Origin of the sequence: Streptomyces sp. NPDC059743 (assembly GCF_042732975.1) — a bacterium.
Classification (GTDB): Bacteria; Actinomycetota; Actinomycetes; order Streptomycetales; family Streptomycetaceae; genus Streptomyces.
This window is the reverse complement of the sequence record NZ_JBHWGS010000007.1, coordinates 192,391-217,602: the sequence shown is the minus strand read 5'-3', so window position 1 is coordinate 217,602 and position 25,212 is coordinate 192,391. Positions and strand designations below refer to the sequence as shown.

23 protein-coding genes are annotated in these 25,212 nt (G+C 70.5%); 6 read left to right on the top strand and 17 right to left on the bottom strand.

Going from position 1 to position 25,212, the window contains the following annotated elements; genetic code table 11:
• Nucleotides 1–42 precede the first annotated feature (42 nt).
• Both ACFV6H_RS15480 and ACFV6H_RS15475 read right to left on the bottom strand, forming a co-directional pair.
• A complete protein-coding gene (locus tag ACFV6H_RS15480) occupies nt 43–441 on the bottom strand; it encodes a RidA family protein (protein WP_385541855.1) in 399 nt (132 codons plus the stop codon).
• Nucleotides 438–1,679 (bottom strand): acyl-CoA dehydrogenase family protein, encoded by a 1,242-nt coding sequence (locus ACFV6H_RS15475; RefSeq protein ID WP_385541853.1) that lies wholly within the window; start codon nt 1,677–1,679, stop codon nt 438–440. Before ACFV6H_RS15475 ends, ACFV6H_RS15480 begins: the two co-directional genes overlap by 4 nt.
• A gap of 99 nt (nt 1,680–1,778) precedes the next feature.
• On the opposite strand from ACFV6H_RS15475, the gene ACFV6H_RS15470 reads away from it, so the two are divergent.
• Nucleotides 1,779–3,461 (top strand): AMP-binding protein, encoded by a 1,683-nt coding sequence (locus tag ACFV6H_RS15470; RefSeq protein ID WP_385541851.1) that lies wholly within the window; start codon nt 1,779–1,781, stop codon nt 3,459–3,461.
• 24 nt (nt 3,462–3,485) lie between these two features.
• Nucleotides 3,486–4,418: a PaaX family transcriptional regulator C-terminal domain-containing protein gene (locus ACFV6H_RS15465; protein ID WP_385541849.1), complete on the top strand. Its 933-nt coding sequence runs from the start codon at nt 3,486–3,488 to the stop codon at nt 4,416–4,418.
• On the opposite strand, the gene ACFV6H_RS15460 is transcribed toward ACFV6H_RS15465, so the two are convergent.
• Together ACFV6H_RS15460 and ACFV6H_RS15455 are read right to left on the bottom strand one after the other, a co-directional pair.
• Nucleotides 4,405–6,741, bottom strand: coding sequence for a bifunctional salicylyl-CoA 5-hydroxylase/oxidoreductase (locus ACFV6H_RS15460; RefSeq protein ID WP_385542115.1), 2,337 nt, complete (start codon nt 6,739–6,741; stop codon nt 4,405–4,407). The genes ACFV6H_RS15465 and ACFV6H_RS15460 overlap by 14 nt on opposite strands.
• Nucleotides 6,742–6,743: 2 nt before the next feature.
• A complete protein-coding gene (locus ACFV6H_RS15455; RefSeq protein ID WP_384988139.1) occupies nt 6,744–7,583 on the bottom strand; it encodes an enoyl-CoA hydratase family protein in 840 nt (279 codons plus the stop codon).
• A gap of 364 nt (nt 7,584–7,947) precedes the next feature.
• Between ACFV6H_RS15455 and ACFV6H_RS15450 the strand changes: the two genes are divergently transcribed.
• Nucleotides 7,948–8,364, top strand: a complete 417-nt coding sequence (locus ACFV6H_RS15450) for an ATP-binding protein (RefSeq protein WP_345941048.1) — start codon at nt 7,948–7,950, stop codon at nt 8,362–8,364.
• Between the two features lie 183 nt (nt 8,365–8,547).
• Here the strand turns inward: ACFV6H_RS15450 and ACFV6H_RS15445 are convergent, their stop codons facing one another.
• The 3 genes from ACFV6H_RS15445 to ACFV6H_RS15435 form a co-directional block, all read right to left on the bottom strand.
• Nucleotides 8,548–9,114 (bottom strand): GntR family transcriptional regulator, encoded by a 567-nt coding sequence (locus ACFV6H_RS15445; protein WP_385541846.1) that lies wholly within the window; start codon nt 9,112–9,114, stop codon nt 8,548–8,550.
• A gap of 218 nt (nt 9,115–9,332) precedes the next feature.
• On the bottom strand, nt 9,333–9,917 hold the full coding sequence (locus tag ACFV6H_RS15440; RefSeq protein ID WP_385541845.1) for an HD family hydrolase: 585 nt from the start codon (nt 9,915–9,917) through the stop codon (nt 9,333–9,335).
• A 12-nt stretch (nt 9,918–9,929) separates the two neighbouring features.
• On the bottom strand, nt 9,930–10,160 hold the full coding sequence (locus ACFV6H_RS15435; protein WP_385541843.1) for a hypothetical protein: 231 nt from the start codon (nt 10,158–10,160) through the stop codon (nt 9,930–9,932).
• 326 nt (nt 10,161–10,486) lie between these two features.
• On the opposite strand from ACFV6H_RS15435, the gene ACFV6H_RS15430 reads away from it, so the two are divergent.
• The 3 genes from ACFV6H_RS15430 to ACFV6H_RS15420 all read left to right on the top strand — a co-directional run bounded on the left by ACFV6H_RS15430 (nt 10,487) and on the right by ACFV6H_RS15420 (nt 12,648).
• Nucleotides 10,487–11,218 (top strand): GntR family transcriptional regulator, encoded by a 732-nt coding sequence (locus tag ACFV6H_RS15430; RefSeq protein ID WP_385541841.1) that lies wholly within the window; start codon nt 10,487–10,489, stop codon nt 11,216–11,218.
• A 327-nt stretch (nt 11,219–11,545) separates the two neighbouring features.
• On the top strand, nt 11,546–11,989 hold the full coding sequence (locus ACFV6H_RS15425; protein WP_385541839.1) for an ATP-binding protein: 444 nt from the start codon (nt 11,546–11,548) through the stop codon (nt 11,987–11,989).
• Nucleotides 11,986–12,648, top strand: coding sequence for a hypothetical protein (locus tag ACFV6H_RS15420; RefSeq protein WP_385541837.1), 663 nt, complete (start codon nt 11,986–11,988; stop codon nt 12,646–12,648). The genes ACFV6H_RS15425 and ACFV6H_RS15420 overlap by 4 nt, the downstream gene beginning before the upstream one ends.
• Nucleotides 12,649–12,731: 83 nt before the next feature.
• Here the strand turns inward: ACFV6H_RS15420 and argF are convergent, their stop codons facing one another.
• The 10 genes from argF to ACFV6H_RS15370 all read right to left on the bottom strand — a co-directional run bounded on the left by argF (nt 12,732) and on the right by ACFV6H_RS15370 (nt 25,178).
• The gene (gene argF, locus ACFV6H_RS15415; RefSeq protein WP_384988149.1) at nt 12,732–13,760 is read right to left on the bottom strand and encodes an ornithine carbamoyltransferase; all 1,029 of its coding nucleotides are present in this window, start codon (nt 13,758–13,760) and stop codon (nt 12,732–12,734) included.
• 152 nt (nt 13,761–13,912) lie between these two features.
• The gene (locus ACFV6H_RS15410; protein ID WP_385541835.1) at nt 13,913–15,145 is read right to left on the bottom strand and encodes an arginine deiminase; all 1,233 of its coding nucleotides are present in this window, start codon (nt 15,143–15,145) and stop codon (nt 13,913–13,915) included.
• Nucleotides 15,146–15,290: 145 nt separating this feature from the next.
• On the bottom strand, nt 15,291–17,891 hold the full coding sequence (locus tag ACFV6H_RS15405; RefSeq protein ID WP_385541833.1) for a polynucleotide kinase-phosphatase: 2,601 nt from the start codon (nt 17,889–17,891) through the stop codon (nt 15,291–15,293).
• Nucleotides 17,888–19,462: a 3' terminal RNA ribose 2'-O-methyltransferase Hen1 gene (locus tag ACFV6H_RS15400; RefSeq protein WP_385541832.1), complete on the bottom strand. Its 1,575-nt coding sequence runs from the start codon at nt 19,460–19,462 to the stop codon at nt 17,888–17,890. Before ACFV6H_RS15400 ends, ACFV6H_RS15405 begins: the two co-directional genes overlap by 4 nt.
• Before the next feature lie 101 nt (nt 19,463–19,563).
• Complete coding sequence (gene mmuM / locus ACFV6H_RS15395) at nt 19,564–20,478, bottom strand: homocysteine S-methyltransferase (protein ID WP_385541830.1); 915 nt, start codon at nt 20,476–20,478, stop codon at nt 19,564–19,566.
• Nucleotides 20,479–20,490: 12 nt separating this feature from the next.
• Nucleotides 20,491–21,414 carry an LLM class F420-dependent oxidoreductase gene (locus ACFV6H_RS15390; RefSeq protein WP_385541828.1) on the bottom strand — a complete coding sequence of 308 codons (924 nt, stop codon included), beginning with the start codon at nt 21,412–21,414 and terminating at the stop codon, nt 20,491–20,493.
• Between the two features lie 4 nt (nt 21,415–21,418).
• Nucleotides 21,419–21,895: a DUF6099 family protein gene (locus tag ACFV6H_RS15385; RefSeq protein WP_385541826.1), complete on the bottom strand. Its 477-nt coding sequence runs from the start codon at nt 21,893–21,895 to the stop codon at nt 21,419–21,421.
• Nucleotides 21,896–22,039: 144 nt separating this feature from the next.
• Complete coding sequence (locus ACFV6H_RS15380; RefSeq protein ID WP_384788120.1) at nt 22,040–22,390, bottom strand: nucleotide pyrophosphohydrolase; 351 nt, start codon at nt 22,388–22,390, stop codon at nt 22,040–22,042.
• Between the two features lie 67 nt (nt 22,391–22,457).
• Nucleotides 22,458–22,862 (bottom strand): cell division protein SepF, encoded by a 405-nt coding sequence (locus ACFV6H_RS15375; RefSeq protein ID WP_093592151.1) that lies wholly within the window; start codon nt 22,860–22,862, stop codon nt 22,458–22,460.
• Between the two features lie 192 nt (nt 22,863–23,054).
• A complete protein-coding gene (locus ACFV6H_RS15370) occupies nt 23,055–25,178 on the bottom strand; it encodes a glycogen debranching N-terminal domain-containing protein (protein ID WP_385541824.1) in 2,124 nt (707 codons plus the stop codon).
• Nucleotides 25,179–25,212 lie beyond the last annotated feature (34 nt).

Here is a 25,212-nt window from a genome sequence, read left to right as displayed (position 1 = left end):
GTGCCCACGGGGGGACAGGTACGGCCGACCGTGGTGAACCGGTCAGGGCAGGACCGCGATACCGTCCAGTTCGACCAGCGCCTCCTCGTCCCAGAGCCGTACGACGCCGATCACCGCCATCGCGGGATAGTCACGGCCCGCCAACCGGCGCCAGATCGCGCCCAGTTCGGCTGCGTGGGCGCGGTAGTCCGCGACATCGGTGGTGTAGACGGTCACCCGGGCCAGCTCGTCCGGCGCGCCGCCCGCCGCCGCGAGCGCGGCCAGCAGATTGCCGAGCGCCCTCTCGAACTGGGCGGGAAGAGTCCGTCCTACGACCTTTCCCTCGCCGTCGAGCGCGGTCTGTCCGGCCAGCAGGACCAGCCGTCCGCCGGTGGCGGTGACGGCGTGCGAGAAGCCGGTGGCCGGCGAGAGCCCGGCGGGATTGAGGCGCTCCAGACTCATACGGCCCGCTCCCCGACCGGCGCGCGCTCCGTACGTTCTTGTTGCGCGCGCCGTTCCTTGTACAGCTCCTTGGCGATGATGGTGCGCTGGACCTCGCTGGCGCCCTCGTAGATCCGTGGCGCCCGCACCTCGCGGTAGAGATGCTCCAGCGGATGGCCGCGCCGGAGTGCGGTGGCGCCATGAAGTTGGACGGCGGTGTCGACCACGAACTGCGCGGTCTCGGTGGCGAACAGCTTCGCCATGGCCGAGCGGCGCGGCACATCGGGCGCGCCCGTGTCGTACGCCTCGGCCGCCGCGTAGACGAGCAGCCGCGCCGCCTCCGTACGTGTCGCCATCTCCGCGACCTGGTGCGCGACCGCTTGCAGATCCTTCAGCGGGCCGCCGAACGCGGTGCGCCGCGCGGTGTGTTCGAGCGTGGCGTCCAGGGCGGCGCGCGCCATGCCCACGGCGAAGGCGCCGACGCTGGGACGGAAGAGGTTCAAGGTGTCCATGGCGACACGGAAGCCATGGCCCTCCTCGCCCAGGACATCCTCACGTGTCACGGGTACGGCGTCGAAGACGAGAGAACCGATGGCATGCGGTGCGAGCATCTCGATCGCGCTGCCCGTCAGTCCCGGACGGTCGGCGGGCACGAGGAAGGCCGTGATCCCTCGTCCCCGGGCGCCTTCGCTCCCGTCCGTGCGCGCGAAGACGGTGTAGAAGTCGGCCTCGGGAGCGTTGGAGATCCAGCGCTTCTCACCGGTCAGCAGCCAGCCGTCGCCGTCCGGCTCGGCCCGTAGCGCGAGCGCCGCCGCGTCCGATCCCGCGCCGGGCTCGCTCAGCGCGAACGCGGCCACGGCGCGGCCCGCGCTCACCTCGGGCAGCCAGCGCGCCCGTTGACGTTCGGTACCGGCCCTGGCGACGGGACAGGCACCGAGGCCCTGGAGCGCGAGCGCGGTCTCGGCCTCCGTACAGCCCTGGGCAAGGGACTCACGGAGCAGACAGAGCTCCAGCGCACCGGCGCCGACCGGGCGCCGACCGTCCTCCGGCGCGCTCGCACCGTCGCGCCCGGCCCGCGCTCCTTCCGTATCCGCGAACAGCCGTGCCATCAGCCCCAGTTCACCGAGCGCCGCGATCAACGGCCGGTTCACCCGGCCCGGTTCGCCCTTCTCGGCGAGCGGTCGCAGCCGTTCCACGGCGAGGGTACGCAACTCGGCGCACCAGTCGGTCTGTTCCGGATCGAGTGAGAATACGGGCATCCGAGCCCCCACTTCGCGCGCGTCTATCGCGGACCGTTGACTGTCGTCATCCTCACGATACGCTCGAAGGGCGACCCCACGACTACAAGGGGGCGAACCATGGAGCTGACGCCGTCGGCGCACAGAGACACCTTTCCGCGCGACCAGTTACCGCCGTCGGAGCAGTGGCCACGGCTTCTTCCCCTCCCTCTCGACCCTCCCGTCCCTCCCGAACCGCGGCTCGCGGGCCCGCTCAACTGCGCGGCCGAGCTGCTGGACCGTACGGCCGAGCGGTTCGGCCCGGACCGGCCGGTCTTCCGTACGGGCACCGGTGAGGTCTGGTCGTACGGCGAGCTGCGTGAGCGCGTCGACCGGATCGCGCACGCGCTCACCTCCGATCTCGGCGTGGTGCCCGGCAACCGGGTGCTGCTGCGCGGTCCGACCACTCCCTGGCTCGCGGCCTGCTGGCTGGCGGTGCTGAAGGCGGGCGCGGTGGCCGTGACCGTACTGGCCCAGCAGCGGCCACCGGAGCTGGCCGCCATGTGCGAGATAGCCCGGGTCAGCCATGCGCTGTGCGATGTCCGGTCGATGGACGATCTGGTGGACGCGCGGGTGCCCGGGCTGCGGATCACCGCGTACGGCGGCGACGGAGCCGACGATCTGCTGCGGCTGACCGAGGCCAGGACCGGACCGTACACGGCGGTGGAGACCGCGCCGGACGATGTGGCGCTGATCGCCTTCACCTCGGGAACGACGGGCCGGCCCAAGGGCTGTATGCACTTCCACCGGGATGTACTGGCCGTCGCCGACACCTTCTCACGCCAGGTGCTGCGGCCGGAGCCCGGCGATCTCTTCGCGGGCAGTCCGCCGCTCGGCTTCACCTTCGGGCTCGGCGGACTGGTGATCTTCCCGATGCGGGCCGGTGCGTCCGCGCTGCTGCTCGAACAGGCCCGTCCCAAGGAGCTGTTGGCGGCGATAGCGGAGCACCGCGTGTCGGTGCTGTTCACCGCGCCGACCGCCTACCGGGTGATGCTCGACGAGCTGGACACGCGTCCGTACGACATCTCCTCGCTGCGGCGCTGTGTCTCGGCGGGCGAGAATCTGCCCGCCGCCACCTGGCACTCCTGGCACGAGCGGACCGGGCTGCGGCTCATCAACGGCATCGGCGCGACCGAGCTGTTGCATATCTTCATCTCGGCGGCGGACGAGGCGATCCGGCCGGGCACCACCGGCGTACCGGTGCCCGGCTGGCAGGCGTGTGTCGTGGACCGCTCGGGCGCGCCGGTGCCCGACGGCGAGCCGGGGCTGCTGGCCGTACGAGGTCCGGTGGGCTGCCGCTATCTGGCGGATCCACGCCAGCGTGAGTATGTGCGCGACGGCTGGAATCTGACCGGTGACACCTATGTACGCGAGCCCGACGGCTACTTCCGGTATGTGGCCCGCGCGGACGACATGATCATCTCGGCCGGCTACAACATCCCGGGCCCCGAGGTCGAGGACATACTGCTGGCCCATCCCGATGTGCGGGAGGCGGCGGTGGTCGGCCGCCCGGACGAGATACGCGGCCAGATCGTCGCCGCGTATGTCGTTCTGCGGGACGGCGTCGAGCGCGGCGAGGAGACCACGCGGGATCTGCGGGAGTTCGTCGGAGCGCGGCTGGTGCCGTACAAACGCCCGCGCGCGATCGTCTTCCTGGACGCCCTTCCCCGTACGCCCACCGGCAAGCTCCAGCGCTTCCTGCTGCGCGGCGAGGTCGTGGGCGAGGCCGTGTCCGAGGACCCTGTACGCCAGGGCCTACAGTGATCAGCCAGGGCCTACAGTGATCACGTGGCCGAGCAGCACACTCCTCGCTCCCTGATCGTCACGCTGTACGGCGCGTACGGCCGCACACCGGACGGCGCGCCGCTTCCCGTGGCCGGGCTGATCCGGCTGCTGGGAGCCGTCGGTGTCGACGCGCCCTCGGTGCGCTCGGCGGTCTCCCGGCTCAAACGCCGTGGTCTGCTGCTCCCGGAGCGTACGGCGGAGGGCGCGGCCGGATACCAACTGTCGGACGAGGCACGGCAGTTGCTCGACGACGGCGACCGCAGGATCTACGACCGTCCCGCGCCACGGCTCTCCGACGGCTGGCTGCTCGCCGTCTTCTCCGTACCGGAGGCCGAGCGCCACAAGCGCCATCTGCTCCGCTCCCGGCTGGGCCGGCTGAGCTTCGGTACGGCCGCGCCCGGTGTCTGGATCGCGCCGGGCCGACTGTACGAGGAGACTCGCCGCACGCTGCGACGGCTCCGGCTCGACGCGTATGTGGATCTGTTCCGCGGCGAGCACCTCGGCTTCGAGCCGACGGAGGAGGCCGTGGCCCGCTGGTGGGATCTGGACGCGATCGCCGCCCGGCACGAGGAGTTCCTGACCGCGCACGAACCGGTACTGCGCGCCTGGGAGTCCCGGCGCGCCGGGCCGGCGCGGGAAGACAGGACGGCGCCGGACACGGAGCAGGCGCGGGAAGCCGGGACGACACGGGACACGGAGCAGCTGCGGGACACGGAGTCGGCGCGGGCGACAGAGTCCGCGCGGGACGCCTATCGCGACTATCTGCTCGCGCTGGACTCCTGGCGCCATCTCCCGTACACGGATCCCGGCCTGCCCTCCGAACTGCTCCCGAAGGACTGGCCGGGCGAGCGCTCCGCCGAGGTCTTCGCCCGGCTGCACGCCCGGCTGCGCGACCCAGGGCTGGAGTTCGTACGAGGACCGCTCAGCGCAGAGTGAGACGCGGCCTGGGCTCGTCGGTACGGCCCGCCGGCGGCGGGCGGCTGCCCGCGCGGTACGGAGGCGGCCAGGGCGCGGCCGGTCCCTCGTAGCCCTGAGCGGCGGCGGCGTGCAGAGTCCACTGCGGATCGTGGAGATGCGGCCGGGCGAGCGCGCAGAGATCGGCCCGGCCCGCCAGCAGCAGGGAGTTGACATCGTCCCAGGAGGAGATGGCGCCGACGGCGATCACCGGGACGGACAGGGTGTTACGGATCAAATCGGCGAACGGCGTCTGGTAGGAGCGGCCGAACTCGGGCCGCTCGTCCGCCACGACCTGGCCGGTGGAGACATCAATGGCGTCGGCGCCGTGCGCGACGAACGCGCGGGCGATCTCGACGGCCTCCTCCGCGGTGGTCCCGCCCGGTGCCCAGTCGGTGGCGGAGATCCTTACGGTCATGGGCAGTTCGTCGGGCCAGTCGGCCCGTACGGCGTCGAAGACTTCGAGCGGGAACCGCAGCCGGTTCGCGAGCGGGCCTCCATACGCGTCGTTACGACGGTTGGTCAGCGGCGAGAGAAAGCCGGAGAGCAAGTAGCCGTGGGCGCAGTGCAGTTCGAGCAGATCGAAGCCGCTGCGCCGGGCCCGTCGGGCCGCCGCCGTGAACTGCTCGCGGACCGTGTCGAGCTGGCGGCGGTCGAGCTGGTGCGGTATCTGGCTGACGCCCGGCCGATACGGCAGCGGAGAGGCGGCGACCACCGGCCAGTTGCCGGTGGGCAGCGGCTCGTCCATGCCCTCCCACATCAGCCGCGTGGAGCCCTTGCGGCCCGCGTGGCCGAGCTGTACGCCGATGGCCGTGCCGGGCGAACCGGCATGGATGAACTCGGTGATCCGCCGCCAGCCGTCGCCCTGTTCGCGGGTGTAGAGACCGGCGCAGCCCGGAGTGATCCGGCCCTCGGGGCTGACACAGACCATCTCGGTCATCACAAGACCGGCGCCACCGAGGGCACGGGCGCCGAGATGGACGAGATGGAAGTCGCCGGGCACGCCGTCCACCGCGGAGTACATGTCCATGGGCGAGACGACGACACGGTTGCGCAAGGTCAGCCCGCGCAGCCGGAACGGTGTGAACATCGGCGGTGTGCCGGGCGGGCAGCCGAAGTCCTTCTCCACCGCCCTGGTGAAGCCGACATCGCGCAGCCGCAGATTGTCATGGGTGACCCGGCGGCTGCGGGTGAGCAGCCCGAACGCGAACTGGCGCGGCGGCTGGTCCGTATAGGTGGCCAGCTCCTCGAACCAGCGCAGACTGGCGGCGGCGGCCCGCTGTGTGGACGCGACGACCGGCCGGCGTTCGCGCTCGTACGCGGCGAGCGCGGCGGGCAGGTCCGGCCGCTCCTCGATACAGGCGGCGAGCGCGAGAGCGTCCTCGACGGCGAGTTTGGTGCCGGAGCCTATGGAGAAGTGGGCGGTGTGCGCGGCATCGCCGAGCAGCACCGTATTGCCGTGGCTCCAGCGGTCGTTGACGACCGTACGGAACGCGGTCCAGGAGGAGGCGTTGGAGCGCAGGGACCGCCCGCCGAGCGCCTCGGCGAAGACGGCGGCGCACCGCTCGGCCGACCGGCGCTCATCGAGCCGATCGAACCCAGCGGCCCGCCAGACCTCTTCACGCATCTCCACGATGACGGTGCTCTGCGGGCGGCCGACGCTGTCGACGCCATCGGGGCCGTCAGCGCCGTCAGCGCCGTCAGCGCCGTCAGCGAAGGGATAGCCGTGGAGCTGCATCACGCCGTGCGCGGTCTCGGCGATCTCGAAGCGGAACGCGTCGAAGGCGAAGTCGGCGGCGAGCCAGATATAGCGGCAGCGGTGGGTGGTGATCCGCGGCCCGAAGACCTCGGCGTGCGTGTCGCGCGTGAGGCTGTGGATCCCGTCCGCCGCGATCACCAGATCGTGGGTCGCGGCGAGTTCGGCGGCGGGCGGAGCCTCGGTACGGAAGCGGAGCCGTACGCCGAGGGAGGCACAGCGCTCGTGCAGAACCGCCAGCAGCCGGTGCCGGCCGAGCGCCGCAAAGCCATGACCGCCCGAGGTGAGCGTCCGGCCTCGGTGGACGATGTCGATGGAGTCCCAGCGGACGAACTCGCCTTGGAGCGCCTGGTGGACGACCGGATCCGCGTGCTCGATACCGCCGAGCGTCTCGTCCGAGAGGACCACACCGAAACCGAAGGTGTCGTCCGGAGCGTTGCGCTCCCAGACGGTGATCTCGCGGTCGGGACCGAGCCGCTTGAGCAGCGCCGCCGCATAGAGCCCGCCGGGCCCGCCACCGATCACCGCGACACGCCGCACGCCCGGCAACGCTAACGCCCTCGCCACTTCGGCTCGCGTTTCTCGGTGAAGGCCGCGTGGAACTCCGCGTAGTCCTCGCCGTGCATCAGCAACGCCTGGGTGGCGGCGTCCAGTTCGACGGCGGCGGCCAGCGGCATGTCCAGCTCGGCGGTGAGCAGGGCCTTGGTCTGCGCGTACGCGAGGGCCGGACCGCGTGCGAGTCTGCGGGCCAGCTCCATGGCCCGTACATCGGCGGCGCCCTCGTCGGTCAGTTCGCTGATCAGCCCGATCCGCTCGGCCTCGGCGGCGAGAACGGGATCGCCGAGCATCAGCAGTCGCGTCGCGTGGCCGAGCCCGACGACGCGTGGCAGCAGATAGGCCGCTCCCATGTCACCGCCGGAGAGTCCGACCCGGGTGAAAAGAAAGGCGAACCGCGCGGTGGGATCCGCGATCCGGAAGTCGGCGGCGAGCGCAAGGACGGCGCCGGCGCCCGCCGCGACTCCGTGCACGGCGGCGATCACCGGGAAGGGACACTCGCGGATCGCCCTGACCACCTGCCCGGTCATCCGGTTGAAGTCGAGCAGCCGGGCGGTGTCCAGACCGAGAGTCGCGCCGATGATCTCGTCCACATCGCCGCCCGAGCAGAAGCCGCGTCCCTCACCGGCCAGCACGAGGGCGCGTACGGAACGCTCCCTGGAGAGCTCGGCGAGCAGATCGCGCAGATCGGCGTAGGCGCCGAAGGTGAGCGCGTTGAGTTTCGCCGGGCGGTCGAGAGTGACGGTCGCGACTCCGTCGTCGTAGGTCAGCCGCAGATGGCGCCACTCCTGGGTACGGGACGCGGAGCCGGTGAACGGGCTCGTGGAGTGGCTCATGGAGTACGGCCTCCTTCAGCGGACGCTGTCCCTCGCCGGAACGGTATCACTCATGTGTGACTGTCGTCACGAGTGCGCGATACGATTCGAGCCACCTGTCCGGGGCCGCCTCCCGATCACCCTGCGCCACCTGCCGCATGGGCCGCCCGGGCCACCTCACGCACGCGCCGGGGCTCTTTCCGTACCCGTCGAAGGGCCCATCCGCGAGGGATTCCGAGGGCCGAAGGTCCCGATCCGGGCGGGACCTAGGTCCCTTGTCCGGCGGGCCGCCGCCTCTTGCCCACGCCCTTACCCTCCGTAAGGTTGAAGCCGCTAGCACTTCAGACTCAGGACACCCCCGAACCACTCGATCGGACCACCCGCCGTGCCGGAAACCTCAGGCCTCCCTTCCTGGCGTGTCGCACTGCCTCACAGTGCGGAAGCAGTACCGCTCGCCCGCGCCCTGGTCCGGACGGCGATCGCGCATCTCGCGGACAGGACCGACAGCGACACCGCGGAGCTGCTCACGGCGGAGCTGGTCGCCAACGCCATCAAGCACACGCCGGGGAGCGATCCGATCGAGCTGGTCGTGGAGCTGCTGCCCACCGGCTGCCAGGTCGAGGTGCACGACCGCGACCCGGCTCCGCCCGGGAATCTCTCGCGCCCGGGATTCGGCGCGATGCCCGATCCCTGGCAGGAGAACGGCCGCGGCCTGCTGCTGATCCATACACTCAGCGCGGAATGCGGCCACCGCCCCACGGACCAGGGCAAGGCGGTCTGGTTCACGCTCCCCACCTCCTGACCGGCCCGCGCGACGCGGAGCGCGAGGGCTGCGCGCGTACGTCCAGCGACGCGCCGCTGAGAGCGCGCCGGGTGGTCTCAGCGGACGACTTCGGCCAGGCGCGAATGGAGAGCCGCGCCCCGGACCTGGCGCATGGCACCAAGGCCGGTCACCGGCAAGGGCGGTGCGGATGTACGGGGTCCGCTACTCGTCCAGATCGATCACGAAGTCGACGACGGTCGTATCTCCGCGGCGCACGATCGGGTGGGCGACCTCGACAATCCGGCCGGTGTCCGCGATGTGCCGACGCGTGTACCGCAGGACGGGTACACCTGCCCCGATGCGGAGAGTCCGGGCTTCCAGGTCGGTGGGCATCGCCGCGGTGAACGACTCGGTGACCCGGTTGACGCTGATGCCGAGGCTGACCATCTGCGCCCGTGTGCCGCCTAACCAGGGCTCGTTGACGGGTTCGGAGACCGGGGTCCCTGCGACGTTGGACCAGCGGACGTAGCTGGGCGTTGTCCGGTACCGGTCGGCGGCCATGCGGTGTACGGGCGGTCGCGGCCGGACACGTGTGCCCGCGCGGGCGCGGGTCTCAATGAGGCCTTCGTTGCTGAGGAGTCGCATCGCGTTGCAGATCGTGATGTCGGAGACCCGGTACTCCTCACACAGGGCGGGCAGCGTCGGCAACTGGTCACCCGGCCCGAACTCGCCGCTGGAGATACGGCGCCGCAGGTCAGCGGCGATCCGCAGGTACTCGGGCTGTGCCACCACCACACCACCTTCCGAATGATCGAGTCGCACACGAATTATTCGTCAGTCCTCGGCGGCCTCGCCACGCGCCGACCCGACACCGTCGGGATGACCATCCCCGCCGCCGGACGCCGCGTCCGAATCGCCGCCACCGGCCAGCACGCGTAGACCGGCTGACCGTATGTGCGGGCGTCCTGTTTCCTTCGGGAGGCGGGGCGCGTCCGTCATGTCCAGGGTCAGGTCGGTTTCTCACCCAGGGCTGTTCGCAGCCAGTCCAGCGACCCCTGGCTGAGGAGTTCGTCGGCCAGACGCTGCGCGGTCTCGGTGACGAGCCGTGCGCGGCTGTTGTCGATCCAGCGCTGTGCGTTCTCGTAGCCCTGCGCCTTGTACTCAACGCCTTGAAGGAGACACTCCAGCTTGTCCGCGTCCTTGGCGCAGATCGCCTCTGGGGATTCCTTCGCCTCGTACTCGGCGACCAGGTCCCGTACGGCGGAGGCCAGCACCTCGGGCATCCCTGCGGTCTGGTCCGCGGTGACATCGCGTGGGTCGGCGGCGCCGGCGGAGTACTTCCTGCCGAGGTAATTCACGTCCCCCGTCCGTGTCTCCTGGGTGTCGTGCCATACGGCGAGGAACGCGGCGCGCGCCGGGTCGGCGCCCTCAAGCTTTGCGATGATCGTTGCAATCAGAGATGCGCGCCACGAGTGCTCGGCGACGCTCTCAGGGTCGCGGACCCCTGCCATCCACCAGCCGGTGCGCCGGGCTTGCTTGAGCGTCCCTGCCTCGAACAGGAAGTGCGCCACCGCCGACAGGTCATCAGCCACTGTCGATTCCTCTCACGCCTCAGCCAGGCGGATCGCGTATCGGATACCGTCAAGCTCCCGCCGCGCTCGCGTCGACAGCTCCCGGTCATCCAACAGCACGGGCAGATGTTCGTGCAGGGCTCGCCCGGCGCCTGCCGAGCCGCGCAGGAGATTCGGGCGGGCAGCCAGCAGCGTCCAGAGCGTGTGGACGTTGAGGTCAAAAAAGCCGTGGTGGGGTGTAAGCCCGCGTACCAGGTGTTCCATTAGCCGGTTGCCCTGCCAGGGGCCCGGTACCGGCGAGGCGATGAAGTCGTCGGAGAGCTGGATGTGCGGGGCCTCTCCGATCCAGTAGGTGCAGCGCCTGTCGGCGCAGCAGGAACTCGCCCGTTCCCCGTGCCTGCTCAGCTGTCCGCCGCGTCCGAATCGCCGCCACGCGCCAGCACGCGTAGACCGGCTGACCGTATGTGCGGGCGTCCTGTTTCCTTCGGGAGGCGGGGTGCATGTCGTCATGCCCGGTGGCGGGTTGACCTGTACGGGTGTCAGCCCGCACTATGCCAAGTGGACCAGTCCACTAGTCAGGGGAAGAAGCAATGGCACTGCCCAAGTACGACCAGATCGCAGGCGACTTGCGCGGCAAGATCGTGCGCGGCGAACTCGCGGCGGGTCAAGCGCTGCCGTCCGAACGGGAACTGACCGACCGCTGGAAGGTCTCGCGCGCCACCGTGGTCAAGGCCCTGGACGTCCTCCGTCTGGAAGGGCTCATCGAAACCCGGCAAGGTACCGGCTCGCTGGTGAAGGAGCGCGTCCCGCTGGCTCGTACGGCGGGTGAGCGGTACGCCACCGCGGTCGCTACCGGGAACATCTACACGGCTGGTGAGTACGCCGAGATCTTGTCAGCCGAGTTGGTCGCAGCTCCGGAGCACGTCGCGACAGGACTCGGCATTGAAACAGGTGACAGCGTCGTCCGCCGTCACCGTGTCACCTTCGAGGGTGAGACGCCGACCGCCACGTCGTACTCGTGGTTCACGGCGCAGGTGGGCGAGGCGGCGCCTCGGCTGCTTCAGCGCGAGCGTGTCCGTGAAGGCACCACCCGGTATGTGGAGATGCAGACCAGTCGGCGTCCGCACACCGGCCGTGACTGGTGGACTGCCCGCCTCGCGAGCGACGAGGAGTTGGAGCTGCTGCGGCTGATGGGCCCGGCCGCCGTCGCCGAGGCGCGGCACGTTGCGTACGACGCGGAGGGGAACGCGCTCACCTACGAGGTCGGCGTCACACCGGCCGGCCGCTGGGCGCGGACGGAAGAGTACGCGATGGGCGGCTGATCTCCCGTCAATTCTCAGGAGGGCCCCCGTTCTTGACGGGGGCCCTTTCGTGTCTGCACCTTGACCTGACTGGTCCACCGGTGGACTATGCATGTACGGGGCGTTCTTCAGGGAGTGCCGACAGTCACCAGGGGTCCGCCATGCCCGAAGACGCCAAGCCGCCCAACCGGGCGGAGCCTGAGGACACCCGCGACCACCAGGCCACCGGCGCCGTCGTGAACCACGCGGCCGAGCCCCCGCACTGCCCCCGCCGCGCTGCCGACGCATCCCTGCCAGGACTCCGGCCGCACGGTGGGTTCCACCACCCGTCCAAGAACAGGAGGCACCATGACTAATACCACCCAGGAGCCCGCCGGCAGCACCGTTGTGCTGCGGTGGAGCAGTCACCCGAGATGCGTAGCTCTGGCGCGGTTGGAGTTGCGTAAGGCGTTGGCGGATTGGGGGTTGTCCGTGCTGGAGGACTCGGCCGTTCTGATCCTTTCTGAGCTCCTCAGCAATGCCGGGCTGCATGCCAGGGTGACGCCGGAGCAGGTCATCGAGACGCGGTACTTCCGCAGTTCGGGGGCGCTGCGGATCGAGGTGCACGACGGTTCGGCGGAGCGTCCGCAGCGGCGTGTGCCGGATCCGGAAGCGTCGGACGGGCGGGGACTGCTGCTCGTCGACGCTCTCGCGGACGAGTGGGGTGTGGCCGAACGGGGCGGGCCGGGGAAGGTGGTGTGGGCGTCGTTGTCGGTGCCACTCGTACGGCCCGGTGAGGGTGGCTGCTCGTGACTGCGCCGGTGGGCAGGCCTCCGGTCGTCCCGTACATCGCCACCTGGTCCTCGGAGCACCGGCCCCCGGGCGTGCTGGTCGTCCGGGGCGGTGGCATCGCGTACGTCGACGAGGGGCCGTACGAGCGCGACGACCTCGGTGTCCTGTGGAAACGGGTCGGAATCAGCCCGGGCAAGGGGCGTCCGGAGTTCGGGAACGTGCACTTCCTGCGCCAGCGCCGCGCCATGCGCAAACTCCTGTGCCAGATCTGCGGCGGGCCGTCGGACCGTACCGACGACGGCACACTGTGGGTGGTCGGCGAAGACGCGGACTACCCGGAGCTGCACAAGCCCGGCTACGTCACCACCCACCCGCCCCTGTGCGTACCCTGCGCAGCCACCTCCGTCGGAGCATGCCCCCACTTACGCAAACGCTATGTGGCGTTGCGCGTACGGACGTTCGTGGTGGCGGGGGTGCACGGAGCGCTGTACCAGCCGGGCGGGCTGTCCCCGGTGGCGTACGACGCGGGCGGCGTGGCCTTCGAGAGCTGGCGGCTCAACTGGGTACTCGCCGGTCAACTGATCATGGAACTCATGGAGTTCACGGTCGTCGACCTGGACGCGGAACACGCCGCATACCTGAAGAGAGCCGGGGCGCGGAACGGCCCCCAACCGTCATGACAGTGGCGCTGCCGCGCAGCCTCGCCGCCCGGGGCCCAGGGCCCGGAAGCCCCCGAGCGGCGAGGTCCGTCTTCGTCATCCGGTCAGCGAAGCCCCGCGGCCGTCGAACCGGTCCCGGCGAGTGTGGCCACCAGTACCGCCTTGATCGTGTGCAGCCGGTTCTCCGCCTCATCGAAGACGACGGAGTGCGCCGACTCGAAGACCTCGTCGGTGACCTCCAGTTCGGTCAGGCCGTGGCGCTCATGGATCTCGCGGCCGACCGCCGTGCCGAGGTCGTGGAAGGCCGGCAGGCAGTGCAGGAACTTCACCTCGGGATTGCCGGTCGCGCGCAGGACGTCCATGGTCACGGCGTACGGACCGAGCGCGGCGATCCGCTCGTCCCAGACCTCCTTGGACTCTCCCATCGACACCCAGACGTCCGTGGCCACGAAGTCCGCGCCCGCGACGCCCTCCTCGATGCTCTCGGTGAGCGTGAGACGCGCGCCGCTCTCCTCGGCGGTCTTGCGGGCCAGGGTGACGATCTCCTCGTCCGGCCAGTACGCGCGCGGCGCGACAAGCCGTACGTCCATGCCCAGCAGCGCGCCCGTGATCAGATACGAGTTGCCCATGTTGAAGCGGGCGTCACCGAGATAGGCGAAGGCGATCTCCGTCAGAGGCTTGGCGCTGTGCTCGGTCATGGTCAGCACATCGGCGAGCATCTGGGTGGGATGCCAGTCGTCGGTGAGGCCGTTGAAGACCGGTACGCCCGCGTGCGCGGCCAGCTCCTCGACGGTCGTCTGGGCGTCGCCGCGGAACTCGATACCGTCGTACATCCGGCCGAGCACCCGGGCCGTGTCCTTGGCCGACTCCTTCTTCCCGATGTGTGAACTCGCCGGATCGATATAGGTCGTGGCCGCGCCCTGGTCCGCCGCCGCCACCTCGAAGGCACAGCGGGTACGGGTCGAGGACTTCTCGAAGATCAGCGCGATATTCCTGCCGCGCAGCCGCTGGATCTCGGTACCCGCCTTCTTCGCGGCCTTCAGCTCGGCGGCGAGCTCGATCAGACCGCGGAACTCCTCGGCCGTGAAGTCCAGCTCCTTGAGGAAGTGGCGGCCTGCGAGGTGTATCGCCATGGTGGCTGCTCCTGGGGCACAGATAAAGGGAGTGGTAAGGGGTGGCATATACCGGGACCATGGAACTATATACGACTGCCCGTATTGCTATACGATCGCCGACCGCGCGGTGCCGTACGTACTACCCGTACGTACTACTAGCAGCGGCTGTACTACACAGCGGCACGCTCCACCGGACAGCTCATACAGCGCGGCCCGCCGCGCCCTCGGCCCAGCTCGCTGCCCGGGATCTCGATCACCTCGATGCCCTGTCTGCGCAGATGGGTGTTGGTGGTGACATTGCGGTCGTAGGCGAGGACGACACCGGGCTCGACGGCGAGCACATTGCAGCCGTCGTCCCACTGCTCACGGGCGGCCGAGTGCACATCCTGGGTGGCGGTCAGCACCCGGATCTCCGCCAGTCCCAGCGCCGCCGCGATGGCGCGGTGCATATGCTCCGGCGGATGGTCGGTGACCTTCAGTTCACGGCCGTCACCGCCCGGCTCGATGGTGTACGAACGGAGCATGCCGAGGCCCGCGTACTGGGTGAAGGTGTCGCCGTCGACCATCGTCATCACCGTGTCGAGATGCATGAACGCCCGGCGCTTGGGCATGTCCAGCGCCACGATCGTGGTCGCCGAACCGGCCGCGAAGAGCCCACGGGCCAGCATCTCGACCGCCTGCGGAGTGGTGCGCTCGCTCATCCCGATCAGTACGGCTCCCTGGCCGATGACCAGCACATCGCCGCCCTCGATGGTGGACGGATAGTCGTCCTGGCCTTCCGACCAGTGGTGGAAGGCACCGGCCTCGGGCGCGGTGAAGAGCGGATGGTGCTTGTAAACCGCCTCGAAGTGCACGGTCTCGCGCCGGCGCGCGGGCCAGCGCATGGCGTTGATGCTCACTCCGTCGTAGATCCAGGCGGAGGTGTCCCTGGTGAAGATATGGTTCGGCAGCGGATCGAGCAGGAAGTCGTCCAGCGCCATCACATGGAAGCGGACGGAGGTCGGCTCCGCGTGCCGCTCCAGGAACTCCCGCTTGGTCATCCCGCCGACCAGCGCCTCGACCAGTTCGGCGGTCGGCAGCCCGTCGAAGGCCTCCCGGAGATGGCCGGTGGCGAGCGGACCGTACTCCTTCTCGTCGAAGACCCTGTCCAGCACGAGCCGGCGCGCGGCCGGCAGCTCCAGGGACTCACGCAGCAGATCGGCGAAGAGATGCACGCGCACTCCGCGGTCGCGCAGCACCGCCGCGAACGCGTCGTGTTCCTCCTGGGCGCGCCGCACCCACAGCACATCGTCGAAGAGCAGCGCGTCCTTGTTGCCGGGCGTGAGCCGTTTCAGCTCCAGATCCGGCCGGTGCAGTATGACGCGGCGCAGCCGCCCGGCCTCGGAGTCGACGTGGAATCCCATGTCCCCATCCTCACCGCATGAGGCGCGGTTCACGCGGTGAACGGATGAGGCCCTGGTCTCAGCGCCCGGCCACGACGCGATGTCGAAGCCGGGCGCGGCGTCACAGCCGGGCGCGGTGGGCGCGGTGCCGGAGCCAGGCGCGGTGTCAGAGCCGTGGGTCCACCGGCTCCGACTCCAGGGCCAGGACCGCGAAGACCGCCTCATGGATCCGCCACAGCGGCTCACCGTCCGCCAGCCGGTCCAGGGCCTCCAGACCGAGGGCGTACTCCCGCAGCGCCAACGACCGCTTGTGGCCGAGGAATCGGTTGCGCAGCCGCTGGAGATTCTCCGGGCGGGTGTACTCGGGCCCGTAGATGATCCGCAGATACTCACGGCCGCGCACCTTGATGCCCGGCTGTACGAGCCGTCCCTTCTCGTCCCGTACCAGCGCCGCGAGCGGCTTGACGACCATGCCCTCGCCGCCGCGCTCCGTCATCTCCAGCCACCAGTCGGTCCCGCTGCGGACCGATGCCTCGTCGCCCGTGTCGACAATGAGCCGCCGGGTGACCTGGAGCAGCCCGGTCGGATCGTGCTCGACCAGCAGGTCCAGCCAGGCGAGCTGCTGGTCGTGCGGGACTCCGGCGAGGCTGCGGCCCTGGACGGCGAGGAGCTGGAACGGCGCGAGGCGCACTCCGTCCAGTCCGTCCGTGGGCCAGCAGTAGCGCCGGTACGCCTCGGTGAACGCCGCCGCGTCGGTGGCGCGGTCGCGCTGCGCCGCCAGCAGCGGGCCGGCCTCCACGCCTCGGGACACGGCGGCTTCGAGCGCCCGGTTCACCGCCGGGAAGGCGGCGCCCGCGGCGGCGCCGACCGCCGCGTACTGCGTGCGCAGCAGACCGGTGGCCTTGAGCGACCAGGGCATCAGCTCGGCGTCCAGCAGCAGCCAGTCCGTGTCGAGTTCCTGCCACAGCCCGGCGGCCGTGACGGCCGTGCGCAGCCGCTCCAGTATCTCCTCGGTGACCGCGACGTCGTCGAAGAAGGGCCGGCCGGTACGGGTGTGCAGCGCGCCGGTCGGTCCGTTCACACCGAAGCGCTTGCGCGCCGCCGTCTCGTCCCGGCAGACCAGGGCCACCGCGCGCGAGCCCATGTGTTTCTCCTCGCACACGACGCGCGCGACACCGTCCGAGCGGTACTGGGCGAACGCCTCGGCCGGATGCTCCAGATAGTGGCCGCCGATGGCGGCCGTGGCGTCGCGGGCCTCGGCGCCGGCGGTCGCGGTGGGTGCCATGGTGGGCGGGAGATAGGCCAGCAGCCGGGGATCGACCGCGAAGCGGCTCATGACCTCCAGCGCCGCAGCCGCGTTCTCCTCGCGCACCGCGAGCCTGCCCATGTGGCGGGTCTCCACAATCCGCTTGCCCTGCACATCGGCGAGATCCAGCGGCCGGCCCTCCCGGCCACCGGGCGCCTCGGTGGTCAGCGGCCTGGCCGGCTCGTACCAGACGCGCTCGGCCGGTACGTCGACCAGCTCGCGCTCCGGCCAGCGCAGCGCGGTCATCTTGCCGCCGAAGACCGCACCGGTGTCCAGACAGATGGTGTTGTTGATCCATGAGGTGTTCGGTACGGGAGTGTGGCCGTACACCACAGCGGCCCGGCCCCGGTAGTCCTCGGCCCAGGGATAGCGCACGGGCAGCCCGAACTCGTCGGTCTCGCCCGTGGTCTCGCCGTACAGGGCGTGCGAGCGGACACGGCCCGAGGTACGGCCGTGGTACTTCTCGGGCAGACCGGCGTGGCAGACGACCAGCTTGCCGCCGTCGAGCACGTAATGGCTGACCAGACCGTCGATGAACTCCCGTACCCGGGCACGGAACGCGTCGTCCTCCTTCTCGAACTGCTCGACGGTCTCGGCGAGTCCGTGCGTGTGCTGGACCTTCCTTCCCTTGAGCCAGCGGCCGAGCTTGTTCTCGTGGTTGCCCGGTACGCACAGGGCGTCGCCGGACGCGACCATGTCCATCACCAGGCGCAGCACACCCGGGCTGTCCGGGCCTCGGTCGACCAGGTCGCCGACGAAGACGGCCGTACGGCCCTCGGGGTGAGCGCCGCCCTTGTAGCCCAGCCTGCCGAGCAGCGTCTCCAGCTCGGAGCGGCAGCCGTGGACGTCCCCGATGATGTCGAAGGGACCGGTGAGATGGGTGAGGTCGTTGTAGCGGCGTTCGAGCACGACCTCGGCGGCGGCCACTTCCCGCTCACCGCGCAGGACATGCACCTTGCGGAAGCCCTCGCGCTCCAGACCGCGCAGCGAACGGCGCAGTTCACCGCGGTGACGCTTGATGACATGGCGCGGCATACCGGCGCGGTCGGGACGGCCGGCGTTACGTGCCGCGCAGACCTCTTCCGGCAGATCGAGGACGACCGCGACGGGCAGCACATCGTGCTCGCGCGCGATCCGTACGAGCTGCTTACGGCTCTCGGGCTGCACATTGGTCGCGTCCACGACGGTGAGCCGGCCGGCCGCGAGCCGCTTGCCGACGATGTAGTGCAGTACGTCGAAGGCGTCGCGGCTCGCGCTCTGGTCGTTCTCGTCGTCGGCGACCAGTCCACGGCAGAAGTCCGAGGAGACGATCTCGGTGGGCTTGAAGTGGCTCCTGGCGAAGGTGGACTTGCCGGAGCCGGTGGCGCCGATCAGTACGACGAGGGAGAGGTCGGGCACCGGGAGGGCGCGCGGGACGGAGGCGGCGGCGCCGCTCGTGACGGTGTCGCTCATGTCGCTCATGCGGCCTTTCCTTCCTGGTGACGGCTCTCCTCGCGGCGGCTTTCCTGATGGCCGCTGTCCTGATGACCGCTCTCCTGATGGCTGCTGAAGACGGCCATCTGTGTGGGCGGTCCCACCTCCGGATCATCCGGACCTATCGGGACATACATGACGTCGTAGCCGTGGCGCCGGGCGACCGCGCCGGCCCAGTCGCGGAACTCCCCGCGGGTCCACTCGAAGCGGTGGTCGCCATGGCGCGCGTGCCCGGCGGGCAAGGTCTCCCAGCGGACGTTGTACTCGACATTGGGCGTGGTCACGATGACCGTACGAGGCCGTGCCGCGCCGAACACCGCGTACTCCAGGGCGGGCAGGCGCGGCAGGTCGACATGTTCGACGACCTCACTCAGCACGGCGGCGTCGTATCCCTTGAGCCGCTTGTCCGTATAGGTGAGCGCTCCCTGTATCAGCGTGACACGGGCGGCCTGGCGCTCGCCCATCCTGTCCAGCCCGATCCGGCGCGCGGCGATCGCGAGGGCGCGTACCGACACGTCCACACCGACGATCCGGGTGAAGCGCGCGTCCTTCAGCAGCGCCTTGACCAGCTGGCCCTGCCCGCAGCCCAGGTCGAGCACCGTGCCCGCGCCCGTGGCGTGCAGGGCGGTCAGGATCGCCTCGCGCCGCTGGTCGGCGAGCGAGGGCTCCTTCGTCACGGCGGCGCTCGGCGCGCTGTCCGTGGCGTCGGCATCGGCGGTGAGGTCGGCGTCGAGGTCGGCGGGGATCTCCTCCACGGCGTTGTCGATCGCCTCTACCCCGATGTCGTCGGCCTCGGCGAGCCGGACCAGTTCCAGGCGCTCCATGGCCTGCCTGGTCAGACTCCAGCGGCGGGCCAGATAGCGGCTGTTGATCAGCTTCTGCTCGGGATGCTCGGCCAGCCAGCCCTCGCCCGCGCGCAGCAGCTTGTCCACCTCGTCGGGCGCGACCCAGTAGTGCTTGGCGTCGTCCAGGACCGGCAGCAGGACATAGAGCTGGCGCAGCGCGTCGGCGAGCCGCAGCTCGCCGTCCAGGACGAGCTGGACATAGCGTGATTCGCCCCACTGCGGGAACCGCTCGTCCAGCGCCACCGGACGTGCCTCCACGGATGTCCAGCCCAGCGGCCCGAAGAGCTTGCCGACCAGCTCGGCGCCGCCGCGCGCGGGCACGGCGGGAATCTCGATCCGCAGCGGCAGCGGCTGTGCGGCGCGCTCGGGCAGCGCGGCGCAGACTCCGCGCAGCGCGCTCTTGAAGACCGTGCTCAGCGCGACCGCCAGGAGCGAGGAGGCCGCGTAGGGACGGTCGTTGACATACTGCGCGAGCGCCGCGTCGGGCGCGCCGCCGCGGCCCTTGCCCTTGCCCCGCCGTACCAGCGCCACGGGATCGATCTCCAGCAGCAGCGCGGCCGTACAGCGCTCGGCGGACGCCTCGGGATAGAGCACATGGGCGGTGCCATGCGCCGTGGAGAACGTCTGCGCCCGGTCGGGATGCTTGTGCAGCAGAAATCCGAGGTCGGTCGCGGGACGTTCCGGAGTGCCGGTCGTACTGATCGTCAGGAACACCCGATCGAGTATTGCCCGGGAGGACCGCCATGACCAGGGGTTTTCGTCCTGCTCGTCCTGCTCTGGTCAGGCGCGCCCTGCTCAGGTCAGGCGTGCCCTGCTCAGATGTCCCGTAGGGCGGCCACCTCGGCGCCGAGCCGGGCGATCTCGGCCGGGCCGACGCGGCAGCATCCGCCCACCAGCCGTGCTCCCGCCGACCGCCAGGCCGCCACCCGCGCCGGATCAAAGGTGGCGTCGCCGCGCCAGTACCGTTTCTCCGCGTCCCAGCCCTCGCCGCTGTTGGGATAGACGACGACCGGTTTGCCCGTCACCGAGGCGGCGACCTCCACGGCGCGGTCGGCGTCCGCCGGCTCACAGCAGTTGATCCCCACCGCGATCACCTGACCGGCACCGGCCGCCAGGGCGAAGGCCTCGGTGAGCGGCTGTCCGGCCCGGGTGCGCTCGCCCGCGATGGAGTACGAGAGCCAGACCGGCACTCCACAGCCCGCGACGGCCCGCAGCAGCGCCTCCGCCTCGTCGGTGTCCGGCACCGTCTCCAGCGCCAGCACATCGGGACCGGCCGCCGCGAGGGCCTCGATCCTCGGCCGGTGGAAACGCTCCAGCTCCCGTACGGACAGTCCGTACCGCCCGCGGTACTCGCTGCCGTCCGCGAGCATCGCACCGTACGGACCGACCGACGCGGCCACCCATACCTCGTGCTCCGCCGCCTCGCCCGCGCGACGCGCCAGCTCCACGCTTCCGGCCAGCAGTCCGGCCGCCTCCCGTCTTGTCACACCGCGCCGGGCGAAGCCTTCGTAGGTGGCCTGATAGCTGGAGGTGATCAGCACCCGCGCGCCCGCCCGCACATACGCCGTGTGGGCCGCCTCGATCTGCTCGGGACCGTCGGCGAGGAGCCGCGCGGACCAGAGGTCGTCGGAGAGATCGCAGCCCTGTGCCATGAGCTGGTTGGAGAGACCGCCGTCGAGAACGACGGTCTCACCGGCGAGGGCGGCGGCGAGTGTGCGGGCGGGTTTCATGGCTGCTCCAGCTCAGCCGAGCTGCGACTGGACCTGTGCGGAGATCAGCTCCAGGTGGTCGAGATCGTCCAGATCCAGGACCTGGAGATAGAACCGCGAGGCACCGACGGCCGCATACCGGCCGATCTTGTGGACAACCTCGGCAGGCGAGCCCGCGAGCCCGTTCGCCTTCAGCTCGTCCACCTCACGGCCGATGGCCGCCGCGCGCTTGGCCACCTCTGCGTCGTCCTTGCCCACACAGACCACCAGCGCGTTCGAGTAGACGAGCTCGTCCGCCCGGCGGCCGGCCGCCTCGGCGGCGTCCCGCACCCGGCCGAACTGCCGCTCCGTGTCCTCGATGGAGGCGAACGGCATATTGAACTCGTCCGCGAACCGGGCGGTCAGGCGCGGCGTGCGCGTGGCGCCGTGCCCGCCGATCAGGATCGGCACCTTGCCCTGCGCGGGCTTGGGCAGCGCGGGCGAGTCGCTGAGCTGGTAGTACGTGCCGTCGTGGTCGAAGGTCTTACCGGCCTCCGTCGCCCAGAGCCCGGTCACAATGGCGAGCTGCTCCTCCAGCCGGTCGAACTTCTCCCTCGGGAAGGGAATGCCGTACGCCGTGTGCTCCTCCTCGAACCAGCCGGCGCCCAGGCCCAGTTCGACCCGGCCGCCGGACATCTGGTCCACCTGTGCGACCTGGATGGCCAGCACGCCCGGCAGCCGGAAGGTGGCGGCCGTCATCAGCGTGCCGAGCCGGATCCGCTCGGTCTCCCTGGCCAGCCCGGCCAAGGTGATCCAGGCGTCCGTCGGTCCCGGAAGCCCGTCGCCGGATCCCATCCGCAGATAGTGATCCGACCGGAAAAAGGCGTCGAAGCCCAGGTCCTCGGTGGCCTTGGCCACGGTCAGCAAGGTCTCGTAGGTCGCCCCTTGCTGGGGCTCGGTGAAGATTCGAAGATCCATACATCTATCCTGCACCCTCGAACCGCCTGCCTCCTTCCCGCTCCCGTGCGCCCAGTCTGCGCAGCATCCCGCCCACCCGGTCGCTCGACTCGTCGGCGGCGTCGATCGCCTCGATGCACTGCCAGTACAGCCCTTCCTCGTCCGTGGCACAGGCCACCGCGACCAGCGCGATACCCACCTCGCCCAGCAGCTCGCCCAGCCCGGTCAGCGCTCCCCTCAAGTCCCGCACGCCGGAGAGCTGTCCCGCCCGTGTCCCGCCGAGGCAGAGCCCCGGCTGATCCGGCGGTCCGCAGCCGCGCCCACCGGCCTCGCCCAGCTCCCGCGCCTCGCCTCTCAGCTCCTGTGGTCCGCTCAAGGCCAGCCGATGGCCGATCGCCTGCGCGAGGGCCTGCGCCTGGCAGGCCTCCGCGATCACATCCAGCGCCTCCGCGCTCCCCGCCAGGGCATGCCGGCTCACTCCGATGAGCCGTTCCGCATCCATGCACAGCCCCCGTTCATACGACAATCCTGCCCGTTCACTCCACTACCCAGAGTGAGGGAATGGCGACAGAAAGGCCAGAGCAATGCGGAAATCTCTGGACAGCGAGCTCAATGTGTATAACTCAATCACTCCGTAGAGTGACGATCATGGTGAATCGGGCCCCATCGAGGGACGCTTGGGCGGAAAGCGGACCTCATTCCGGTCGATCTTGGCCGCGAGCGCCGCGAGCGCGTCGATGCCCAGCACCTCGCAGAGCTGGAGCAGATAGGCGAGCACATCGGCGACTTCGTCGGTCACCCGGTGGGCCGACCCGGGATCCTCCATCACCCGCGCCGACTGCTCGGGCGTCAACCACTGGAAGATCTCCAGCAGTTCCGAGGCCTCCACGCTGAGCGCCGCCGCCAGATTCTTGGGCGTGTGGTACGGCTCCCAGTCGCGCGCCGCCGCGAACTCGGCCAGCCTGCGCTGCAATCCAGCTACGTCGTGTTCCGTCACGTGCCCAGGTCTACCACCGTCGGCTGTTCCACCCGGGCGGCCTCCCTACGACCGAGTCAGGACCGAGCTACGACCGAGGGACGGCCTCCGCCGCGATGCCCTCGACCTCCGTGCCGATCGGCGCCAGCAGGAAGACATTCCTGTCCACCCGGTGCATCCCGCTGCCGAGACCGAAGACGACTCCGCTGCTGAAGTCCAGGATGCGCTTGGCCACATCCGGCTCCGCGCCGGTCAGATCGAGCAGCACCGGAATCCGCGCGATCAGATGGTCGGCCACCTCCCGCGCGTCACCGAACACCTGCACCCGCAGCACGATGAAGCGCCGGTTCTCGGCCGCGTAGTCGCGTGTGACGGCCCGGTGGTCGACCCGGGAGGGCCACTCGTCGCGGCCACGCAGCGGGACGACCTGAGCCAGGCCCTCCCACTGCTCGTCGGTGGCGTCGAACTCGCCGTATCTGCCGTACCTGCTCACCGGACCACCCCGCCCCTGCGCTGAGTCTGCATCCGGCCATCCTCTCGTCCCTCACTCGTTCGGCCCAACAGCGACACGGCCCGGCCGACGACAGAAACCGGCGGGACTCCGGCCGCGGCCGGAGTCCCGTCCGCTCACAGGGACATCCCTCCCGGCGCAGGCGCAGGCGCAGGCGCAGTGGCAGGGACTGCCTCAACGCGGCGTCGGGTACTCCCTCTTCACCTCCAGACCGGCCGGCGCCTCGATATGCGCCGTACCGTCCGCGTCGACCGAAATGTCCAGCCGTCCGCCCGCGACATCAAGACCCGTCACCGTCAGCGGCCGGTACGCCTCGGCGAACCCGGGCGCGACGGTGAGCGTGCCACCGGGCACATCGGCGCTGAGTCCCAGCACGGACTGGAGCACCAGCACGGACGAGGCCGCCGCCCAGGCCTGCGGACGGCAGGACGCCGGATACGGCGCGGGCCAGGCGTCGGTCGCCGCGCCATGGCCGGCGAAGAGCTCGGGCAGACGCGCCTCGAAGCCCGCGGACGCGGTCAGCAGACCCGCCGAGAGCGACGCGGCCTCGTCCGGGAATCCGGCCCTGACCAAACCGTGCACGGCGATCGCGGTGTCGTGCGGCCAGATGGAACCGATGTGATAGCCGTACGGGTTATAGCCCACGGAGTCGCTGCTCAGTGTGCGCAGCCCATGCCCCGAGTCGAGATCGGGAGCGCTGAGCCGGGCGGCCAGCAGCGCGCTCTCCTCCTGGTTGAGCAGGCCCGTGCCCAGCAGATGGCCGAAGCCCGAGGTGACCGAGTCCACCGGCTTCCTGTCGCGGTCGAGGGCGACGGCCGGATAGGCACCGCGCTCGTCCTCCACCCAGAAGTGGGCGCGGAACCGGTCGCGCAGCCGCTCGGCCCACTCCTCCCACTCGTCGGCGCCGGGACGGCCGAAGGCGCGCAGCAGCGCGGCGCCGCCGCGGGCCGCCTCGTAGGCGTACGCCTGGACCTCGCACAGCGCGATCGGAGCGTTGGCCAGCCGGCCGTCGCGGTGCCGGATGGCATCGCCCGAGTCCTTCCAGCCCTGATTGGCCAGGCCCCGTCCGGTGAGGTCGATGTACTTCAGGAAGCCGTCGCCGTCCGCGTCGCCGTGGTCGCGCATCCAGGCGAGCGCCGACTCGGCGTTCGGCAGGAGCTGTTCGACCTGCTCGGGCGCGAGGCCCCAGCGCCAGGAGTCGTGCAGCAGGGTGACCCACAGAGGAGTGGCGTCGACCGTGCCGTAGTAACTGGGCGGCAGGGAGAAGCCGTCGTGGAACTCCTGGGCGGCGCGGCGCACTTCGTGCAGGATCTTGCCGGGCTGCTCCTGGGTGTCCGGGTCGGACGCGGTGCCCTGGCGGCGGGCGAGCGTACGCAGCGTACCGGCGGCGAGTCCGGTGCCCAGCGGCAGCAGCATTCGGGCCGCCCACAGGGAGTCGCGGCCGAAGAGCGTGAGGAACCACGGCGCTCCCGCGGCCAGGAACTGGTCCTCGGGCGCCTCGGAGTCGGTCAGCCGCAGCCGGTCGAGATCGGCGGCCGACTGGCTGATCCAGTGGTCGAAGCGCCGGTCGGCGCTGCGCAGCGCCGGGACGCGCCAGGGCAGGCTGTCCGACGGCGGCGCCGGGAACTGGTCGCCGTCCTCGTGAGCGGCGTCACAGCGCAGTACGGCGATCCAGCTCGCGCCGGGCGCCAGCTCGATCTCGTACTCCAGCCGGCCGGCCGCCGCGTCGACGGCGGTGGGCTTCGGCGTGGAGACGAGCCGTACGGCGAAGACTCCTCGCGACCAGTCGAGTCCGCCCGCGAACGCGGTGGCGGTGACTGTGGGCTGTGTCTCGCCGGTCTTGACGCGCTCCATCAGCGCGAGATCGGTGGCGGCGGTCACGATCAGCCGGAAACGGACATTCTGCCGCCCGGCGTTGATGACTTCGAGAGTCTCCTCCAGCCGCCCGGGAGTAATGGCCCGGCGCCGGTGCAGGCTGACGGCGGGATCCGCGGTGTCCTCGCCGAGACCGCGCAGCACGGCGCGGAAGGCGGCCCGGTCGGCACCGTCAAGGGCTCCGCGTACCGGTGCGATCGCGATGCCGTCGGCCACCACGGTGAGCCGGGCCAGCGCTCTGCTGTCGCCGTGGTAGAAGCCGTCGGCGCCGCCGTCGATCTGACCGTCCGCGTGCGAGATCGCGAAGCTCGGCGCGTGGAGCGTCACACAGGCGTCGTGCAGAAACGGCTGGAGGCCTTCGGCCGTGGGGCCGGCCCCCGCGACGGAGTTCGTTATGTCGTGGGTCTTGACAGTTGTATCCAACAGAGCAGAACCTCTCAGGCATTGGAGCGTTCCA

Excerpts from the sequence above, each read along its gene's own strand:
- ACFV6H_RS15480 (WP_385541855.1), bottom strand. The coding sequence starts at position 441 with ATGAGTCTGGAGCGCCTCAATCCCGCCGGGCTCTCGCCGGCCACCGGC.
- ACFV6H_RS15475 (WP_385541853.1), bottom strand. The coding sequence starts at position 1,679 with ATGCCCGTATTCTCACTCGATCCGGAACAGACCGACTGGTGCGCCGAG.
- ACFV6H_RS15470 (WP_385541851.1), top strand. The coding sequence starts at position 1,779 with ATGGAGCTGACGCCGTCGGCGCACAGAGACACCTTTCCGCGCGACCAG.
- ACFV6H_RS15455 (WP_384988139.1), bottom strand. The coding sequence starts at position 7,583 with ATGAGCCACTCCACGAGCCCGTTCACCGGCTCCGCGTCCCGTACCCAG.
- ACFV6H_RS15435 (WP_385541843.1), bottom strand. The coding sequence starts at position 10,160 with ATGGAACACCTGGTACGCGGGCTTACACCCCACCACGGCTTTTTTGAC.
- ACFV6H_RS15430 (WP_385541841.1), top strand. The coding sequence starts at position 10,487 with ATGGCACTGCCCAAGTACGACCAGATCGCAGGCGACTTGCGCGGCAAG.
- ACFV6H_RS15425 (WP_385541839.1), top strand. The coding sequence starts at position 11,546 with ATGACTAATACCACCCAGGAGCCCGCCGGCAGCACCGTTGTGCTGCGG.
- argF (WP_384988149.1), bottom strand. The coding sequence starts at position 13,760 with ATGGCGATACACCTCGCAGGCCGCCACTTCCTCAAGGAGCTGGACTTC.
- ACFV6H_RS15410 (WP_385541835.1), bottom strand. The coding sequence starts at position 15,145 with ATGGGATTCCACGTCGACTCCGAGGCCGGGCGGCTGCGCCGCGTCATA.
- ACFV6H_RS15405 (WP_385541833.1), bottom strand. The coding sequence starts at position 17,891 with ATGAGCGACATGAGCGACACCGTCACGAGCGGCGCCGCCGCCTCCGTC.
- mmuM (WP_385541830.1), bottom strand. The coding sequence starts at position 20,478 with ATGAAACCCGCCCGCACACTCGCCGCCGCCCTCGCCGGTGAGACCGTC.
- ACFV6H_RS15390 (WP_385541828.1), bottom strand. The coding sequence starts at position 21,414 with ATGGATCTTCGAATCTTCACCGAGCCCCAGCAAGGGGCGACCTACGAG.
- ACFV6H_RS15385 (WP_385541826.1), bottom strand. The coding sequence starts at position 21,895 with ATGGATGCGGAACGGCTCATCGGAGTGAGCCGGCATGCCCTGGCGGGG.